Origin of the sequence: Burkholderia sp. PAMC 28687, assembly GCF_001577465.1 — a bacterium.
In the GTDB taxonomy this organism is placed as follows: Bacteria; Pseudomonadota; Gammaproteobacteria; order Burkholderiales; family Burkholderiaceae; genus Caballeronia.
Genome location: NZ_CP014506.1, coordinates 469,332 through 485,408, shown reverse-complemented (window position 1 = coordinate 485,408; position 16,077 = coordinate 469,332). Strand labels below are relative to the sequence as shown.

Annotated in this window: 16 protein-coding genes; 11 read left to right on the top strand and 5 right to left on the bottom strand. The window is 61.1% G+C overall.

The genetic code is table 11. From position 1 onward, the window contains the following. Positions 1-9 precede the first annotated feature (9 nt). Genes AX768_RS17555 through AX768_RS17545 form a run of 3 tightly spaced genes read left to right on the top strand, consistent with a single transcriptional unit; the run spans position 10 to position 5,425 of the window. On the top strand, positions 10-2,133 hold the full coding sequence (locus AX768_RS17555) for a glycosyl transferase family protein (protein WP_062001402.1): 2,124 nt from the start codon (positions 10-12) through the stop codon (positions 2,131-2,133). After that, positions 2,130-2,990, top strand: a complete 861-nt coding sequence (locus AX768_RS17550; RefSeq protein ID WP_231941502.1) for a twin-arginine translocation signal domain-containing protein — start codon at positions 2,130-2,132, stop codon at positions 2,988-2,990. Before AX768_RS17555 ends, AX768_RS17550 begins: the two co-directional genes overlap by 4 nt. A 41-nt stretch (positions 2,991-3,031) precedes the next feature. Then, positions 3,032-5,425, top strand: coding sequence for an NfrA family protein (locus tag AX768_RS17545; RefSeq protein ID WP_062001400.1), 2,394 nt, complete (start codon positions 3,032-3,034; stop codon positions 5,423-5,425). Positions 5,426-5,504: 79 nt separating this feature from the next. Here AX768_RS17545 and AX768_RS17540 read toward each other — a convergent pair whose 3' ends face one another. Then, positions 5,505-6,254 carry an SDR family NAD(P)-dependent oxidoreductase gene (locus tag AX768_RS17540; RefSeq protein ID WP_062001399.1) on the bottom strand — a complete coding sequence of 250 codons (750 nt, stop codon included), beginning with the start codon at positions 6,252-6,254 and terminating at the stop codon, positions 5,505-5,507. A gap of 194 nt (positions 6,255-6,448) precedes the next feature. Between AX768_RS17540 and AX768_RS17535 the strand changes: the two genes are divergently transcribed. The 4 genes from AX768_RS17535 to AX768_RS17520 all read left to right on the top strand — a co-directional run bounded on the left by AX768_RS17535 (position 6,449) and on the right by AX768_RS17520 (position 10,173). Continuing rightward, positions 6,449-7,096 (top strand): DUF429 domain-containing protein, encoded by a 648-nt coding sequence (locus tag AX768_RS17535; RefSeq protein ID WP_062001398.1) that lies wholly within the window; start codon positions 6,449-6,451, stop codon positions 7,094-7,096. A 22-nt stretch (positions 7,097-7,118) separates the two neighbouring features. Continuing rightward, the gene (locus tag AX768_RS32060) at positions 7,119-7,772 is read left to right on the top strand and encodes a hypothetical protein (protein ID WP_075358107.1); all 654 of its coding nucleotides are present in this window, start codon (positions 7,119-7,121) and stop codon (positions 7,770-7,772) included. Between the two features lie 396 nt (positions 7,773-8,168). Then, complete coding sequence (locus AX768_RS17525; protein WP_062001396.1) at positions 8,169-9,047, top strand: LysR family transcriptional regulator; 879 nt, start codon at positions 8,169-8,171, stop codon at positions 9,045-9,047. A 229-nt stretch (positions 9,048-9,276) separates the two neighbouring features. After that, positions 9,277-10,173 carry a fructose bisphosphate aldolase gene (locus AX768_RS17520; protein WP_062001395.1) on the top strand — a complete coding sequence of 299 codons (897 nt, stop codon included), beginning with the start codon at positions 9,277-9,279 and terminating at the stop codon, positions 10,171-10,173. Positions 10,174-10,404: 231 nt separating this feature from the next. Here the strand turns inward: AX768_RS17520 and AX768_RS17515 are convergent, their stop codons facing one another. Continuing rightward, on the bottom strand, positions 10,405-11,013 hold the full coding sequence (locus AX768_RS17515; RefSeq protein WP_062001394.1) for an NIPSNAP family protein: 609 nt from the start codon (positions 11,011-11,013) through the stop codon (positions 10,405-10,407). A 61-nt stretch (positions 11,014-11,074) separates the two neighbouring features. Beyond that, positions 11,075-11,401, bottom strand: coding sequence for a YciI family protein (locus AX768_RS17510; RefSeq protein WP_062001393.1), 327 nt, complete (start codon positions 11,399-11,401; stop codon positions 11,075-11,077). 130 nt (positions 11,402-11,531) lie between these two features. On the opposite strand from AX768_RS17510, the gene AX768_RS17505 reads away from it, so the two are divergent. Next, positions 11,532-12,431, top strand: coding sequence for a LysR family transcriptional regulator (locus AX768_RS17505; RefSeq protein ID WP_172811981.1), 900 nt, complete (start codon positions 11,532-11,534; stop codon positions 12,429-12,431). A gap of 134 nt (positions 12,432-12,565) precedes the next feature. Further along, positions 12,566-12,898, top strand: coding sequence for a hypothetical protein (locus AX768_RS17500; protein ID WP_062001391.1), 333 nt, complete (start codon positions 12,566-12,568; stop codon positions 12,896-12,898). A 25-nt stretch (positions 12,899-12,923) separates the two neighbouring features. On the opposite strand, the gene AX768_RS17495 is transcribed toward AX768_RS17500, so the two are convergent. Together AX768_RS17495 and AX768_RS17490 are read right to left on the bottom strand one after the other, a co-directional pair. After that, entirely contained in the window at positions 12,924-13,649 is a 726-nt protein-coding gene (locus tag AX768_RS17495) for a sulfite exporter TauE/SafE family protein (RefSeq protein WP_062001390.1), read from the bottom strand. A 77-nt stretch (positions 13,650-13,726) separates the two neighbouring features. After that, positions 13,727-14,113 carry a MerR family transcriptional regulator gene (locus AX768_RS17490; protein WP_062001389.1) on the bottom strand — a complete coding sequence of 129 codons (387 nt, stop codon included), beginning with the start codon at positions 14,111-14,113 and terminating at the stop codon, positions 13,727-13,729. Between the two features lie 86 nt (positions 14,114-14,199). Between AX768_RS17490 and AX768_RS17485 the strand changes: the two genes are divergently transcribed. After that, entirely contained in the window at positions 14,200-15,108 is a 909-nt protein-coding gene (locus AX768_RS17485; RefSeq protein WP_062001388.1) for an alpha/beta fold hydrolase, read from the top strand. A 26-nt stretch (positions 15,109-15,134) separates the two neighbouring features. Further along, a complete protein-coding gene (locus AX768_RS17480) occupies positions 15,135-16,037 on the top strand; it encodes an alpha/beta fold hydrolase (RefSeq protein ID WP_062001387.1) in 903 nt (300 codons plus the stop codon). The last annotated feature ends 40 nt before the right edge of the window (positions 16,038-16,077 follow it).

The window sequence follows — 16,077 nt, the reverse complement described above, 5'->3', positions numbered from 1 at the left end:
GGACACGCCATGGACCTGTATCCCGGTTACTACGCACAACAGTATTACTACGGGCTGCAATATTGCGCGGGCATCATTGCCGTGATCATTTTGATATCCAGCGCGGACGATCTGTTCATCGACCTGTATTACTGGGTCCGGCGGGCGTACCGGGCGCTTACGGTCAAGCGTGAATACACGCCGCTGAAAGCCGCGCAGTTGCAGGAGCGCGCGGAGCAGCCCATCGCCATCATGATTCCCGCGTGGCAGGAATACGACGTGATCGCGGCAATGCTCGAAGACGCCGTGCGCGTGCTCGACTACCGGAACTACGTGATCTTCGTGGGCACGTATGTGAACGATGCCGCAACCAGCGCGGAAGTCGAGCGCATGCGGATGCGCTACAAGCAGTTGCATCGCGTTGAAGTGCCGCACGATGGCCCGACCTGCAAGGCCGATTGCCTGAACTGGGTGGTGCAGGCAGCGTTGCAGCATGAACGTAACGCGGACCTTGAATTCGCGGGCTTCGTGCTGCACGACAGCGAAGACGTGCTGCATTCGCTCGAACTGAAGTTCTTCAACTTCCTCCTGCCGCGCAAGGACATGATCCAGTTGCCGGTGGCCTCGCTCGAGCGGCACTGGTACGAGCTCGTTGCGGGCACGTACATGGATGAATTTGCCGAGTGGCATGCAAAGGATCTCGTGGTCCGCGAGAGCATGACGGGCAGCGTGCCGTCGGCAGGCGTGGGCTCGTGCTTTTCGCGGCGCGCGATGCTTGCGCTTATCGATACCACGAAGAACCAGCCGTTCAATACCGATTCGCTGACCGAGGACTACGACGTCGGCACGCGCTTGCTGATGCTCGGCATGGAATCGATCTTTGCGGTATTTCCGGTGCAGTACCTCACGCGTCGCAAGAGCATGTTTGGTCTCAGCGAAGATCGCGAAGTGACCGTGACGGTGCCGCTTTCCGTGCGCGAATTTTTCCCCGACACGATTCGCACCGCCTATAGGCAACGTGCGCGCTGGGTGCTCGGCATCGGCATGCAGGGGTGGCAGCAGACCGGCTGGAGCGGCTCGCTCGCCAATCGCTATTTGCTGTTTCGTGACCGCAAGGGTGTGGTGACATCGTTTGTCGGCATGCTGGCTTATGTGCTCGTGCTGCAGTTCATTGCGTTCATGTGCGCGGCGTCGTTCGGACTGACGAGCGACTTGCTGCCCTCGCCGTTTGTCGATTCTGCGTGGATGAATACCGTGCTTTTGCTGAACACGATTGCAGTTGCGCTACGGGTCGTGCAACGGGTGTATTTCGTCTCCCGGCTCTACGGCTGGGAACAGGGCATCGTCTCCATCCCGCGCATGATCGTCGCCAACTTCATCAACTTCCTGGCGGTATCGCGCGCATGGCGCCTGTTTTCGTCGCATCTGGTCACGGGCAAGCGGCTTGCATGGGACAAGACGATGCACGATTTTCCATCGGCGGCGGGGCTTTCCGAAAAGCGCCGTCAACGGCTGGGCGAGTTGCTCGTCTCCTGGCAGGCAATCAACGAGGACCAGCTCAAGACCGCAATGGAAGACGAGCTGGCAAGCGAAGCGCCCCTTGGCCGCGTGTTGCTGGCACGTGGCTGGCTCGACGAGGAGACGCTTGCCGAAGCGCTGTCGTTTCAATCCGAGCTGCAGCGGGCCGCGCTTGACCCTTCCCTGCTCGATGAAGGCCAGACGCACGTGCCGCTCGAACATGCCATCCGATACCGCATCCTGCCGCAAGGCACCGACCATGCGGGCCGCCGGATCGTGCTGGCGGCAAGCCCGCTCGAGGACGAAGCGCTCAAGGAAATCGAGCGCGTCTCGGGCGGACCCGTCACGCAGCGGATCGTACGCGAGAGCGAAATCGCAACCGGCTTCCGGTTCTTGCGCGGCGCCGGCAACGCGCTTGAACCGAACGAGACGAACGTCCCGCTTCTCGGCGATCTGCTGATCCAGATGGGCTACATCACGCGCGATAGTTTCAATGAAGCGCTCAAGGTGTACAGGCCTGAACGCGATGGCCGCATCGGCGAATTCATGGTCGCCTATGGCGCGATCTCGGCGCGCGCGCTGAGCGACGCTGTGCAGACCCAGATCCGCGCACGCGAAGCAGGACAGCATACGTGAGCGGCAGTCGTGACGGCCGTTGTGCGTTCGGCATGAGCCGCCGCGCGTTCTTGCGCGGCAGCGCCGCCGGCGTGCTGGCGCTCGGGCTCGCGGGTTGCCAGTCCCCGCCGCTCGTCCAGGGCGTTGCATGGCAACTCGACAATACGCATGCCAATGCTCACGGCGACTGGAACCGGCTGGGGGTGACCGACTTGCTCCTGCAATGGACCGCCGTCGACAACACCGCATATGTCGCCGGCACGCAGATCCCCGTGGCGCCGCGCTTGCCCGACTGGAACCGCATCGCGCTGGAACCCTGGGCGCAGCGCGTGCTCGTGGGCCTGGCCGGCCGCTTCAACGAAGCTGATGCACGCGCCAACGCCGAGCTGCTGGTCGAGCAATCTCTGGAACTGGTGCGCGCGGCGCCGCACCTGAATATCGAAGGCTGGTATTTTCCTGTCGAAGTCGATCCAAGCTGGCAGGACGCCCGTTCAATCGCGCCATTGCTCGCACGCCTGCCGCGGCCCTTGTGGATCAGCGTCTATGACCGCGGCAACATCGGCGGCGCGGCGCTGGCGCAATGGCTTTCGAGCTGGCTCCCGAGTGACGTGGGCGTGTTGCTGCAGGACGGCGTGGGTGTCTATGCGCGCGAACCGCGCATTGCCCGGACCTATGCCGATGCCCTCAGCGCCAAGTTCGGACGTGAGCGCGTGCGGGTCATCGCAGAAGCTTTCCGCGTGGCGCCCGGGTCAGCATTTCGCTCGGCCACGGCGCAGGAACTCAAGCTCCAACTCGATGCCTATCGCGGTTATCGCACGTACCTTTTCGATGGCCCTCACTACGTGCCGCCTCAACTCGTGGACAGTCTCCTGCAGTGAATATCATTCAGTCTCTGGCTCACCATGTTCTTTCCAGACGCATGCAAGCGTCCGCATTCGGCATCGCGATTTTGTGGTCCGTCCCCGGCATGTCCCAGGCCGACCAAACGCTGCCGTTGCCGCTGACCGGCAGCGCCTACAGGGTCGCCCGGCAGGCGTACGGAAGCTACGACAGCCATCGCTACCAGGCGAGCGTTGGCTATGCGCGCGAAGCGATCCGTCAACGACCCGATGTGATGTCGCTGCGCCTGCTGCTCGCCAGCGCGCTCGAAGCGCAAGGCGACAGGCGAGCGGCAGTGCGTGCAATAGACGATGCCATCAAGGCCCTCGGTCCCGAACCCGCGTTGCGCGCTCGCCGCAGTGCGCTGCTTGCGATCATTGCGAGCGGCGCGAACAGTCCGTCCGATCCGAACGCGCTGACCGGCAACATGGCGAAGACGGCGCAGCGTGCTTACAGGGCGTATGCGAAGCATGACTATGACGACGCGATCGCAGCGGCAAACGAGGTGCTGGCCGCGCGGCCCGACGTCATGCCGCTCTATCTCCTCGTGATCGACGCACTGACCGCGCAAGGGCGCGACCTGGATGCGTACAACGCGGTCATCGCAGCAACGCAGCGTGGCGGCGATAACCCTGGGCTGCGCGCACGGCGCCGGTTCATCGGCGCACGGCTCGGACCTGTCGCGGCATCGGAAGCTTACGACGCGCTCAGGCGCGGCGATACGGACATTGCGATCTCACGCGCGCGGGCCGCTATCGGTTATGCGCCCAATGTCCCAGGCGCACGGGATTTGCTGATCGATGCCTTGATCCAAGCCAATCGTTTCGATGAAGCCGACCAGGCCGCGACCGATGCCATATCAGCCAACCCCTCCGCACTCGCACCGTGGTTGCAGCGCGGCGCGATCCGCGAACGCCTCGGTCAGCGTGATGCGTCGCTTGCGGATTTCGCGCACGCGATGCAGCTTCAAGACGCCACGCAGCAAGAACAACGTAACGGCCGGATCGTGATTGCGGACATGGCGCTTGCAACCGGCGCTCCGCAACGCGCGCTCGATGCCCTGAACGGTCTCGATCCCGACGGCGACGCGACCGACCTGATGATCGCCGTGCGTCGCCAAAAAGCGCGGCGTGCGCTGACATCGTCCGTTGCGGCCAACACCGCCGATCTGCCGATGCCGCAGCTCGATTGCACGCGCATCGATTCGGGCATCCTGTGCACGCTGCATCCGTTCGATCCTGCCTACGCGCAATACGCCGCGGCGGCGCGCGCCTACGACCAGCACGACTACCCGCTTGCGGTGGCGCAGGCGCGCGAGGCGGTGCGCATTGCGCCCGATGATCCCGTGCATCGCTTGCTGCTGATCCAGGCGCTCGCATCGAATGGCGATCAGGCCGAATCGAAACAGGAAGCCGCGAACCTGATCGAGATCGGCATGATCGATACCTTGCCGAGCATGAACGCCGCGTATTTCGCATCGAATGCGGAACAGCCGGCGCTTGCCGCGCGCTACTACAACGAGGCCGTTCGCAACGACGAGCTGCCGCCATCCAGCCTGCTCGATGCGGGCTACGCAAACCTGAATGCGGGTGCGGCGCCCGTCGCAGCCAGTTATTTCAGGCGCGGAATCGATGCGGACAACAACGGCGATATCTCGCTGCAACCGCAACAAGCCTTCGAGACCCGCCGCACGATGTCCGAGCTCGACCGGACCTGGGGCGTGAATGCGTCGGTGGGATATCGTCCTACAGGCGACCAGACGACGTTCGTGGCCAGTCCCGGAAGCACCGCCGATAAAAGCGTGCAAGCCGGCGCCGAAGCCTATTGGCGCCCTTTCGGTTATCTCGATGGACACACCATCGAACTCTACGCACGCGCCTACGAGACGCTTTATTCGAAGGCGGGCAACACTACAGGCACGCCGAGCCTCGAAGGGGCGCTGGGTGTGCGCGCGAAACCGTTCGCAAGCCAGAACCTCGTGTTCGCATTCGAGCGCATCGTGCCGCTTGGCAGCGCGGTGCAGCCGGACTGGCTTGGACGTATCGCGTATTCGAACGGGTTCGGCACGGATTTGCGCGTGGACACGCCGAGTTGGTGGACGGGGCAGCTTTACGCGGAAGCAGGACATTACATCACCCATCCGGACAACTACGCGACCTTTAGCGGCGAACTCGGCCGAAGCTACCGGCTCGATGCGATCGATCCGCATCTCGTCGCGTTTCCGTACGCGGTGCTTGGCGGCGACTACAACACGCAGATCAACAACCGTGCATCGATGGGCGCAGGCGTGGGCGTGAACCTGCGCTACTGGTTCCGTGAGGACGCGTATCATGCGCCGCGCTCGTTCGTGGATTTCTCGCTGCAGTATCGATCGAAGATTGTCGGCGATGACCGTGCGAAGGGCGTGTTTTTCAACGCGAGCTTCAGTTATTAGCGTCGGAGGTAATTGTTGGGTGGGCGCAGGGGTACGGCGGCACACCCCTGCGCACAGGACGAGCTGGGATGACGGTCCATCAAGACGCCGTTTTCCCGCCGTTCACTCTCAGGATCTCGCCGGTAAAGAAGCTTGCTTTCCCGGACGCGACGAACACGATCGCGTCCGCGATTTCTTCGGGCGTCCCCGCTCGTTTGAGCGGCACGCTCGCGAGGAAAACAGCTTTGCGTTCTTCGTTGCCGGTCAGTCTCTGCAGCATGGCAGTCTCTACCGGACCGGGCGCAACAGCGTTGACGCGCACGCCCGACGCGGCCCCCTCGATCGCCGCCGATCTGGTCAGGCCTTCCACTGCGTGCTTGCTGGCCACATAGAGCGACACGTTGGGCGCGCCGCGCGATCCCATCGTCGAGGAGATATTGACGATACTGCCACTGCGTTGCGCCAGCATCACGCGCATCTCGTGTTTCATGCTGAGTACGGTGCCCAGCACGTTGGTATCGAAGACGGCTGCATAGCGCTCGGGCGTCAGCTCCGTCACGGGTCCCGATTCGCCCTCCGTGCCCGCCGAGTTCACGGCCACGTCCAGCCTTCCGAAGCGTGCGACGGTCCGATCGACGAGTTCGCGCACCGAGTCTTCGAGGCGGACATCGGCCTGAACAAACTCGGCCTCCGATCCGAGCGCGCGCAGCTCGGCCGCAAGTTGCTCGCCTTCTTCCGCGCGGCGCCCGGACACCACGACGCGCGCATGCTCATGCGCAAAGGCAAAAGCGGCGGCCCGGCCGATACCCGTCAGCGCGCCGGTGATCAGTACAACAGGATGCTCGGACATATTCGTTCTCCAGTTATTCATCGATAACGTGGCGTTTGCGGCCAGCGCCAAGTTCTTTCAAGCCGGGTGCACAGCGTGCCGGCGACAGGACTCATGCTAAGGCGCATATCATTGGAGATAAATGGGCTGTGATTCCGAACATTCCGGACATCGCTGTCCGAACTGTCGAATCAGCGCCTCCACATGCGGGAACCATGAAGTCACAAAAAACTGTTGCCGGAATCGATATAGGCGGAGAGGCTAAGGGCAATCATCTGGTCATCATGCAGGGCACCCGGATCGTGTGGAACAACCCCGGCCGAGAAACGCCGGAGCAGATGCTCGAAAAATGCATCGAGTTCGATGTTGCTGCCGTGGGTATCGATGCGCCTTGCCAGTGGAGAATCGAAGAGACTGGAAGACAGGCCGAAAAGATGCTGGCCAGAATGCGCATCTCCTGTTTTGTTACGCCGACACGCGAACGAGCGAGCCAAAGCCGGTTCTACGATTGGATGTTCAACGGGGAGTCCGTGTACAAGGTCTTCGTCGAGCGCTTTCCTCTTTTGAATGACGTGTTCGCGATCGGGAACCGGGTTTGCTTCGAGACGTTCCCCCACGCCATCACGTGCGCCCTTCGCGGCCGGGAAGCCACATCGGCGAAGGCGAAGAACATTCAGCGCCGGGAGACCCTCGAAAGGGCGGGCGTTGAAACCCGGCCGCTGAGAAACATCGATGAAGTCGATGCGGCGCTGTGCGCGCTGACAGCGAATTTCCTGCTCGAGGGATGGGTCGACGTCTATGGCGACAGTGCAGGAGGGTTCATTGTCGTCCCATCCTCAACCGCCAGTAGCGGCAATAAATGATTCAGGAGAACTTGTGCATCTGATGCGGCATTCGACATTGTTATTGTTATTGGCACTGGCTGCGCTGAGCGTAGTTGACGCCCGGGCGAGCGACATTTCGTGCGCGACCACGCAGCAACCCGCCGAGCGTGTCATCTGCGACCACGCCATTCTGAACAACGAATACGAAGATATCGTTTCGCAACAGCAAACCATGCTGAGCGCCGGGAAGCTTTCGCCTGGCCAGCTATCCCAGTGGAGACAGTCACGCAACGCCTGTACTGACGTCCACTGTATCGATACGGTATTTGCGCAGTGGAACACCACGGTGCGGGCGATTGCTTCTACCCCCAGCGCTGCAGTGGCTCCCGAGATTGCATCCGCGAGTGCGTCGGCGCCCGTTGGACCGGACCCCGATGCCGTACCATCCCCTGCGTCCGCAGCAGTTGCAACATCGGACTCGTCCGTGGTGCAGCGGGGAAGCGCCGCAGGCGTTGCGTTGCCTCAGCCGGTTGCGAGTCAGACCTCTGCGCCTGTGGCGGCATCCGCCGCGTCAGATGCAAGCGAATCCCGCAACGGAATCGGCATAAGTGGAGGCATGAGCAGTGGCGTGATGGCCGCAATACTCATCGCGATCGGATGTGGTGCGTTCGTCAGTCGGCGAAGGAAGAACGTTCGGCCTACCCGGAAACAATGAAGACCTTGCCAGTCGAAGCACGGCGGAGCAATGCAGCGTACCCGCGCAAGACGTTTCTCGCCGTCAGTGTTCGCCATAGGGCAATCCTCTGCCACTGACGCGCCGCCAAACCTTAGTCCACAAGAGACATTCTTCAACGTTCGCGCCTGGCCTGCGCAAAGCTCATGGCAATTGCGCCGGTTCGGTGAGGCTGGTGTGTTCTATTCGAAGCATCGCGGCCACCCGTTGCAATCGCCTCACGCCGAACCATCGCAAAAGAAATCGCAGCATCGCTTTGAGCGAGTCTCGTCTTTGGGTGGATTTAGGTCATATCGTCCTTCCTGCGAAGAACCCATTGGACCGCTGCCGCCGTGATCCGTAAAATGAATGTTTTGATCGATATCATTACTCTGCGGAATGGAACTCAAACTGCTCCGTGCGTTTTTGACGGTCACTGAATTGCGCCATTTTGGTCGCGCTGCAGACGCACTGCATGTCAGCCAGCCGGCGCTCAGCAAGCAGATCGCGGCGCTGGAGACGGTGCTCGGCGGCCGCCTGTTCGAACGCGGCCGTCACGGCGCCGACCTGACGGCATTCGGAGAATCTTTCCGGCCAGGTGCGTTGTCATTGATCGGCGAAGCCGATGACCTGCTGATTCGCGCGCGCGAAGCAAGCAGCGGCCAGCGGGGACAGTTACGGGTCGGCCTAGGGTTATCGGTGCTTACGGTGGCGCCGCAATGGCTCGCGAGCTTCCGGTCCATGAATCCAGGTGTCGGCGTGACGGTGAAAGACTTGTCGTCGTTTGATCAGACACGGGCACTGCTTTCGGGCCAACTCGATGTCGGGTTCTTGCGACTGCCGGCTGACCGCGGATTGGCATTCGTGCCGGTGCTGGCCGAATCGCTGATCCTCGCCGTTCCGGAGCACGCGAGGTGGAAGCGCTTGCCGGCGGACCTGAACAAGCTCAATGCGCTGGGCATCGTCGCCCTTTCACGCGGTATTGGTCCCGGACTCGCCGCGCAAATCGAACAATGGTGCGCAAGTCGCAATTTCATTCCGCGCGTGATCCAGCGGGCCGATGACATCCAGTCTGTTCTTGCAGCCGTTGCAGCAGGTGTGGGCGCGGCATTCCTGCCCTCAGGTGCGCAATATCTATTGCGCGACGCGACCATCATTGCCTTGCATGACAGCCAGACCAGATGGCAAGTCGGACTTGCGTGGAACACCATGCGTAGCGATCCGGTCGTGGACAATTTCGTCGCCCATGTCCAGAAGTCGATCGAGAATCCGTTGTAAGGGCGGTGGCCGCTTACGGCCCAGCACTTGCTCCGATGACATTGATCGAAGTTGCTAAATGCTGGCGTAATCGGCCTGACTTCGTCGGATCGGCGTGAAGCAACGGCGCCGACCGCTTTTCGTTGTTCCGGCATATGCATTAACATCGATACCTGAACGTGTTAAATGCAATGTGTCCCGACCAGACGTGCTGGTTTCGATATTCCGTTGTCTAGAGAGGAAGGCGATCGTGGCAAATGAAAAAATGTTGGCTCAAGTACGTGAAAAGCAGGGCTTTTTCGCGGCCCTGGACCAGAGCGGCGGGTCCACACCCGGCGCCCTGAAGCTATACGGCATCCCGGAGACTGCATACAGCAGTGACGCCGAGATGTTCAAACTGATACACGAGATGCGGGTGCGCATCATCACTGCGCCCGCCTTTACAGGGGACAAGGTCATCGGGGCCATCCTGTTCGAAGCAACCATGGACGGACAGGCGCTCGGCAAACCCGTTCCAACCTTCTTGTGGGAAGAGCGTGGCGTCGTGCCCTTCCTGAAGGTGGACAAGGGCCTGGAAAACGAAGCCGACGGCGTGCAACTCATGAAGCCGATTCCCGGGCTCGACGAGCTGCTCGCCCGCGCCGCGAAGCTCGGTATCTGCGGCACCAAGATGCGTTCAGTCATCAAGCTGAACTCGCAAGCGGGTATTGCTGCGATCGCCAGGCAACAATTTGCGGTGGGAGAGCAAATCTCCGCACACGGCCTCATTCCGATCCTGGAGCCCGAGATTTCGATCAAGAGTCCGGACAAGGCTGGAGCGGAAGCCACCCTCCTCGCGGAACTGACCAAGGGCCTCGATGCGTTGCCGGAAAATCGTCAAGTCATGCTCAAGCTGACAATTCCGGACGTGGCGGACTTTTATCGTCCGCTGATCGAGCACCCGCGCGTCGCCCGGGTGGTTGCGCTTTCCGGAGGCTATGCGCGAAGCGATGCGTGCGAACGGCTCGCTTCGAATCATGGAATGATCGCCAGCTTCTCGCGGGCTTTGATCAACGAGCTCAAGGAACAAATGAGCGACAGTGAATTCGACGAGACGCTCGCGACTGCCATCGACGAGATCTATCAGGCTTCCGTCGAAAAAGTTTGATGCAACTTTGAGAGGGCGGCTCCGGGCTCGCATGAACGAGCCTCGAGTCGCCTGATACGGAGATGCTGTTTTGCGCGGGCCACGGCTATTAAAGCTCGTGGCCCCGCATGTCGCGAATCGCCCCCTCCCGTTTGCATGAAGCACTGAATGTCCCCTTCGCCGATCCTTCGGCACGCTTCAGATCGGCTCTGATTCGCGCACCGTACCAAGTAAAAAGCAGTACGGGCGGCCTCAGCCAAGCGGCGAGTACGCTTCCGGAATGCAGATCGTCGATGTCGCCCTTGCAATCTGTTGCGGACCGCCTTTCGGTGGCCACAGGCCTTCGGCGTAATGGCGTGCACGCAGCGCAGCGCGTTCCTCCAGGCTGGAGAATCCCCAAATATGTGTGATCCGGGGCGAGCCATCCAGCGCATACATATTGATCACCAGATGCCGTGTGTAGTCGTGAGCCGGACCGATTGCCTGCTCCCAACCCGCCAAGGTTGGCGGCAGACCACCCGGCTTCAGATGGTAAGTCCGGAATTCATAGAATCGCCCGAATGAGGAACGCTCGACGTCGGGCAGAAACGGGAAACGCGCGTACTGCTCCGTGATCAACCGGCTCGATGGATCGTCGACACCGAATGGACGGGCGCTCATCAGCGCGCGCAACCGTTCCCGTTCGAGCGCCTCCGCGGTCTCGAAGCCACGCAGCAGCTTGATCTGGAAGAGTTCACCGATCTCCGTGCGCCACGCGCCCAAGAGCTGGCCTTCTCCATCCAGAACCCAGTTGTGCGCGCCGGCAGAGACCGCGTCTTGCTCCATCGGTGGGCTGGAGAGTGTAATCAGTTCATAAAGCATGATGTCTTCCTTGACTAGGCGGCTGCCGCGCCGCGGTAAGGCCTGCGCGCAGGCCGGCGAGTCAGAACAGCGATGCCAACTCGGGCGGCGGCTGCTTGCTGGATTGATCGACCAGCATGCCGAAGAGCGGATCCCACTCTTCGATCGTAAGCCCGCAGATCAGGTCTTCGCGGGAAAACGGATCGCCCTTGACCATCGCTTCCACTTCCTCGCGATTCTCAGCCCGCATGATCAGAAAGCCTGCACGCAACGGCGTTGCCTTGAGCGGTCCGGAAGCCAGCAGCCGGCCCTGCGCGATCAAGTCCTTGAGATAAAGAGCGTGTTCGAGAACATGCTGGTTCCAGCGGTCGCCGTCGGGATGTTCCATTCGAACGATGTATATCGGCATATCGAAAGCCCCTTGGAATGTGGACCGTCCGCCCGAACCGGAGATCCGGGGTAAGTCTATCCACCTTAATTGACTATTGACGGATGATAAATAGGCGTACAGTTTCCGATTTCGCAACTGGGAGTTGTCAGTGCTCGATCGACTCACCAGCATGGCGGTCTTCGTACAGGCAACCCAGACGGGGTCATTCGCCGCTGCAGCCGACAAGCTTGGCATGTCGCCGCAAATGGTCGCCAAGCATATCGCTGCCCTGGAACAGCATCTTGCGACCCGCTTGCTGAATAGGACGACCCGCAAACAGAGCCTGACGGAGTTCGGCCGCGCCTATCTGGAGCGGTGCCAGACCGTGCTGGCGGAAGTGGACGCAGCCGATGCCCTGGCCCAAGCCGTTCAGGTCAAGCCTCAAGGCCGCTTGCGCATCAGTGCGCCGGTGACCTTCGGTCGTCATGGCCTGATACCGGCGGTGACGCAGTTCCTGCGAGATTTCCCGGAGGTGGAACTTGAACTGACGCTATCGGACCGACTGGTGGACCCTGTCGAAGAAGGCTACGAGGCCATCGTGCGAATCGGGCCAATCGATGAAAACCTGCCGATGGTGGCGCGTCCGCTAAAGCCATATCGTTTGGTCGCTTGCGCATCGCCGGCCTATCTGAGCGAACATGGAACGCCGCTGGAACCCGCGGATTTGGATCGCCATGAGTGCGTGTTATTCGCTCCATGGCCAACGGACCTCAACCATCGGTGGCGCTTCCAGCAGGGCGGCCGCGAAGTCGAGGCGACCGTTGGGAGCCGCTTGAGTATCAACGATTGGGGCGCCATTCACAGCGCTGCCCGAGACGGTTTCGGTATCGTGCTCGGGTCTGAGCATGCCGTGGCAGAGGATCTGGCGGCAGGCCGGCTGATTCGGGTGTTGCCCGATTTCGAAGGGCCATCCCGCCCCATGCATCTGCTCTATGCAGCGGACCGGCGCATGACGCCGAAACTGCGTTGTTTCGTCGACCGGATGATCGGAACTTTCGGAGATGGCTAAAAGAGCATGTCATCTCGAGAGTAGCTAAAAGCAAAACTGCGAAACGGTACGAGGGTTGATTGACGAGGAAGAAATGAGAAGCTAGCGGGAACGATTTTTGTTGGTCCAAGGCAGGCCCACTCCGCATAAGCATCATGAAAGCTACCATTTGTGACCACTACCAATTGCCCGATGGGCATGAAGAAATCCACCGGTTCACGTTCAAGCTGGAAGAAGGTGGGAGTCATGCGCCGTCGGAAGAAACTATCTCGTTACGAACCGCGAAAGTGATCGTGTCTCATCTCGAGGACGGCAACGCGCTTATACAAATGCTCCGCGCCGTAGCGAATGCTCACCCGGCCGACTATGACGGACTCATCGGGCAGGTATTCGAGGACGCATTCGTCAAGGACGGGCCCAGCGAACGCATGACCGATCACGGTCTGGCATTCAATAACGCTACGAAGGCCGAATCGGCGCGGCGCTGAATCCGAATGCGAAGTGCGGTCAAAACTATTGGCCGACCGCCGCCCAGAGCAACGAAATGCCTGATGACAGCATCAGTCCATCGACCAGAAGCCTGAACGTGGACGGTTGCATCCGGACCACGACAGACTTGGCGAAAAACGATCCTGTCATCAGTGCAGCGCCCGCCACCAGACCCTTTACAACGATTCCGACCGGCAGCGCGCCGAACTCCTTGAACGCCGCGATCTTTGCCGCATAAACCCCCAGCGATCCGGTCGCTTCCGTCGCGAGAAAGGCGCCTTTTTCGAGGCCGTACGACGTGAACACCGGAACGGTGATCGGACCCGTCGACACGACAATCCCTGTCAAAAAGCCGACGGGGCCTCCGATCAATGCCAGATCCCACAGGGTGAACTTGATGGAGCGGCGCGCGAGCCAGCGCCGCGTCGGAATCATCGCAACGAAGAAAACGCCGAGCGCAATATCGACAATGCGCGCAGGGAGCGCCAGCAGCGTGTGAACGCCCAACGCCGCGCCGGGGATTGCGGTTGTGCAATAAGCCGCGCAGGCCTTCCAGTCGATCTCACGCCACCATGCGACTACCTTGCCGAGATTGCCCATCACCGCTCCGATCGCCATGATCGGCACGGCCTGCTGCGGCCCGAAGAACAGGACGAGAACCGGCATGAGCATCATCGACGACCCGGTGCCGATAATGCCGCTGAGCATGCCGGCAGCAACGCCGACGAGCAGAACAAGTACGTAACCCATCGCGTCGTTTTCTTGGAAGGTTGAAATTGGTCGACGCTCGGAAGCGTACTGTGAGCTGCACCTCCGCTTCGGGAAAATCAGTCCAAAGGTGGAACGGCCCCTTCAGCCAGTGTCTTGAGCAGGCGTGTACGACGTCGTTCGAGGTCTTCTATCTGGCGCTCGATCGAGGCCAGTCGCTTGCGCTGGGCATCGGAGGTCTCGGGGCATGAGCCCGCGCCTTCGATCATGCGCATGCAATCGGGAAACGAGCGGATATCAGCGAGGCTGAAGCCCGTCGCGATCATGCGCTGGATTTGCCTGACCTGGGTGACGGCTGCAAGCGGGAACGCCCTGTAGCCGTTGCTGGCGCGAACCGATGTCAGGAGGCCATGTTCGTCGTAATGGCGGATCGAGCGCACGCTTGCGCCAGTCTCGCGAGCGAGTTCGCCAATGGTCAGCAGATCGTGTTCGATGGATTGGATCATGAAAAAGCATAGCACTTTTCGCTTGACCCTCACATCAGTGTAAGGGTTCAAGGTGCTCCCATGTCAACGATCATGGAGCAACCCGAATGTCGCGCAACTTCTTTAGTCACACGCTTTCCGCCCTGCTGGCAGCAGTCGCCGCGCTTGCGATGTCATCCGCCGCTATCGCAGATACAAAAAACTATTCGGTCACCGCGCCGGACGGCGTCACCCTTGCCGTCCAGGAGTCCGGCGATCCGGCCGGGCCGCCTGTCGTGCTGATCCACGGCTTGCTGGGCAGCCGCCTGAACTGGAATGGACAAGTCGACAGCGCCGACCTCCAGCGGTATCGCATCATCACGTACGATTTGCGCGGTCACGGCCTGTCCGGGAAGCCGACTGAAGCCGAGGCGTATTCCAACGGACGCCTTTGGGCGGACGACCTTGCAACAGTGATCAAAGCGTCGCATGCAAGCCGTCCCGTGCTCGTCGGATGGTCGCTGGGTGGCGCGGTCGTATCGAATTACCTGGCGGCATATGGCGACAGCCAGATTGCCGGAGCGGTTTATGTCGATGGTGTGATCGAGTTGAAAGCGGACCAGATCGTGTCTCATCCGGAGGTTTATCGCGACATGACTTCTCATGATTTGAAGACCCATCTGGATGGCGAGCGCACCTTCCTCAGCCTGTGTTTTCACACGCAGCCCGACAGGTCCACAACCGAGCGCCTGCTCGCCAACGCGGCGATGGCGTCGTGGACCATGCAGAGCGCAGTCCAGTCCATGACGGTCGATGCGTCCGGCGGTTTGAGCAAAACCACGGTGCCCGTCCTGCTGCTGTATGGCGAACGCGACGCGCTGGTGAATACGAAAGGCGCGATTGCACGGGCAAAGGAACTCGATCCGCAGGTTCAAATCAAGTTGTACGCGAATTCGGGACATGCGCCTTTTATCGAAGAGCCGGATAGGTTCAACCGTGATCTGGCCGCTTTCGTCGATACCGTCGCGCGTCACTGACTCGACACCGCAAACGTGAGGAACATATGGCATACGAACTTCCCCCTCACCATTCGCTTGAGTCTTTCCCGGGATTGTCCGGTCTGCAAGTCGACGCGGGAGGTGTGTCGTTCAGCGGCGTGACCGGCGGCTCGGGACCGGCAGTGCTTCTGCTGCACGGGTATCCGCAAACGCATCTGGCATGGCGGTACATTGCTCCGCAACTGGCGCGTTCATTCACTGTCGTTGCGCCGGATCTGCCCGGGTATGGCGACAGCAAGACGGGCGCCGATACTCCACGCTGGACCAAACGCCGGGTCGCCGAAGCACTTACCTCGATGATGAAACAGCTCGGCCACGCAGAGTTTGCCGTCGTCGGCCACGACAGAGGGGCGCGGGCCGGATACCGGCTGGCGCTGGATCATCGGGATCATGTGACTCACTATGCGTCGCTCGCCGTGGTTCCGACGCTCGATGCATGGGACGCCGCCGACATGCGCTTCGGGCTGGCCAATTTTCACTGGTTCCTGCTGGCGCAACCGTTCGATCTGCCGGAGCGGCTGCTGTCGGCTGATCCCGATGCGTTTATCGATGCTGCTCTAGCCAGGATGGCAGGCGGAATCGATCATATCGATACGGTTGCCCTCAGGGCCTACAGACGGGCCTTTCGAAACCCGTCGGTGCGACGTGCGATGTGCGAAGACTATCGCGCTGCAGCGCATGAGGATCTCGCGCACGACACCGCCGATCGTGCAGCCGGAACCATGCTGAACTGTCCGGTCCTTGCCTTGTGGCCCGATTCGTTCGGCGGGGAACACTCACCGCTCGACATCTGGCGGCGCTGGGCAAGCAATGTCAGCGGCAAGGCACTTCGCGCGGGTCATCTTCTTCCGGAGGAGTGTCCGGGAGAAGTCACGGCGGAGCTTCTTGCGTTTCTCGGGGGTCGTTAGGTTGGTGGCGCAAAGACGCGCCGGGATCGATCTGATCGAG

What these genes read in the sequence shown, in the direction of transcription:
- AX768_RS17495 (WP_062001390.1), bottom strand. Translation starts at nt 13,649, where the DNA reads ATGGGTTACGTACTTGTTCTGCTCGTCGGCGTTGCTGCCGGCATGCTC.
- AX768_RS17510 (WP_062001393.1), bottom strand. Translation starts at nt 11,401, where the DNA reads ATGCCGATATACATCGTTCGAATGGAACATCCCGACGGCGACCGCTGG.
- AX768_RS17500 (WP_062001391.1), top strand. Translation starts at nt 12,566, where the DNA reads ATGAAAGCTACCATTTGTGACCACTACCAATTGCCCGATGGGCATGAA.
- AX768_RS17555 (WP_062001402.1), top strand. Translation starts at nt 10, where the DNA reads ATGGACCTGTATCCCGGTTACTACGCACAACAGTATTACTACGGGCTG.
- AX768_RS17525 (WP_062001396.1), top strand. Translation starts at nt 8,169, where the DNA reads ATGGAACTCAAACTGCTCCGTGCGTTTTTGACGGTCACTGAATTGCGC.
- AX768_RS17535 (WP_062001398.1), top strand. Translation starts at nt 6,449, where the DNA reads ATGAAGTCACAAAAAACTGTTGCCGGAATCGATATAGGCGGAGAGGCT.
- AX768_RS17480 (WP_062001387.1), top strand. Translation starts at nt 15,135, where the DNA reads ATGGCATACGAACTTCCCCCTCACCATTCGCTTGAGTCTTTCCCGGGA.
- AX768_RS17545 (WP_062001400.1), top strand. Translation starts at nt 3,032, where the DNA reads ATGCAAGCGTCCGCATTCGGCATCGCGATTTTGTGGTCCGTCCCCGGC.
- AX768_RS17490 (WP_062001389.1), bottom strand. Translation starts at nt 14,113, where the DNA reads ATGATCCAATCCATCGAACACGATCTGCTGACCATTGGCGAACTCGCT.
- AX768_RS17515 (WP_062001394.1), bottom strand. Translation starts at nt 11,013, where the DNA reads ATGCTTTATGAACTGATTACACTCTCCAGCCCACCGATGGAGCAAGAC.
- AX768_RS17485 (WP_062001388.1), top strand. Translation starts at nt 14,200, where the DNA reads ATGTCGCGCAACTTCTTTAGTCACACGCTTTCCGCCCTGCTGGCAGCA.
- AX768_RS17540 (WP_062001399.1), bottom strand. Translation starts at nt 6,254, where the DNA reads ATGTCCGAGCATCCTGTTGTACTGATCACCGGCGCGCTGACGGGTATC.
- AX768_RS32060 (WP_075358107.1), top strand. Translation starts at nt 7,119, where the DNA reads ATGCGGCATTCGACATTGTTATTGTTATTGGCACTGGCTGCGCTGAGC.